Source organism: Azonexus sp. (assembly GCF_036170495.1).
Classification (GTDB): domain Bacteria; phylum Pseudomonadota; class Gammaproteobacteria; order Burkholderiales; family Rhodocyclaceae; genus Azonexus.
In genome coordinates this window covers 1-1,033 of the sequence record NZ_JAVHPH010000137.1, presented here as the reverse complement: position 1 = coordinate 1,033, position 1,033 = coordinate 1, and the positions used below count along the sequence as shown (strand labels likewise).

Genomic DNA, 1,033 nt, shown 5'->3' with positions numbered 1-1,033 from the left:
TTGGCGGTCTTGGCGGCCTTGTCGAGGACGATGGTGCCGGTGGTCTTGTCGAAGCGGCTGAGCTGGACCGAGTAGCCGAAGTGGCTGTACGAGAAGCGCGGGAAGCTGTGCGTGCCGTCGAGCGTGAAGGTTTCCGGGGCGGCCAGGGCCGGGGCGGCGGCAGCGATGGCGAGGACGAGGGTGGCGAGTTGTTTTTTCATGGTGATTCTCCTGTGATGGGTTGGGGTTTATTTCGTTGCTGCGGTGATGCGGAACTTGATCTGGACATCGTTATCGACGATGTCGAACTTGGCCCAGGCGCCTTCGCCGATGGAAAAATCGGCGCGGCGGAGGGTGAAGGCGCCATCGAAGACGCCCGTGTTGCCCTGCGCCGTGAAGGTGGCGGGGACGACGACATCCTGCGTCTTGCCCTTGACGGTCAGCTGGCCGGCGACTTCATATTTGTTGCCGCCGAGCGCCTTGACGCTGCCGGAAACGAATTGGGCGGTCGGGAAGGCCTTGGTGTTGAACCAGGCTTTGCCGGCGACTTCCTCGTCGCCTTCAGCGGCGCCGGTGTCGACGCTGGCCAGGTCGACATTAAAGCTCGCCTTGGCAGCAGTCGGCTTGGCCGGGTCGAAACTCAGCTGGCTGGAAAATTTCCTGAATTTTCCGTCGACCGCAACGCCCATCTGTTTGTAGACGAAATTGATGGCGCTTTTGTCGGCTTGCACCTGGGTGAATTCGACGGCGTGAGCGACCGGTATCAGCGCCGCGAAGGCGAGGGTGAAGGCGAGGCGTTTCATGTTTATTGCTCCTTGGCGTGGCGGGGGGCCATACGGATCAGGATGTCGTCCTGGTCGATGAAGTGATGTTTCAGGGCGGCGCCGATGTGGCCGGCGAGGATGATGACGAAAAGCAGGTTGAGGCTCATGTGGGAGGTCTGCAGGAGGTCGCCGAGCTCCTTGCTTTTCTCGAGCAGGTCGGGGATGGGCAGGACGCCGAAATAAACCGTCTGGAATCCCTTGGCTGAACTCATCAGCCAGCCGGACAGCGG

Annotated in this window: 2 protein-coding genes and 1 pseudogene; all 3 read right to left on the bottom strand. The window is 61.4% G+C overall.

Annotated elements, in window-relative coordinates:
* Positions 1-200, bottom strand: a pseudogene (locus tag ADADOO_RS04350) (polyisoprenoid-binding protein); the annotation flags it as partial.
* A gap of 27 nt (positions 201-227) precedes the next feature.
* The gene (locus ADADOO_RS04345; RefSeq protein WP_511275322.1) at positions 228-782 is read right to left on the bottom strand and encodes a YceI family protein; all 555 of its coding nucleotides are present in this window, start codon (positions 780-782) and stop codon (positions 228-230) included.
* 2 nt (positions 783-784) lie between these two features.
* Positions 785-1,033, bottom strand: a 249-nt coding sequence (locus ADADOO_RS04340) for a cytochrome b (RefSeq protein WP_511275320.1), incomplete at its 5' end; no start/stop codon positions are given.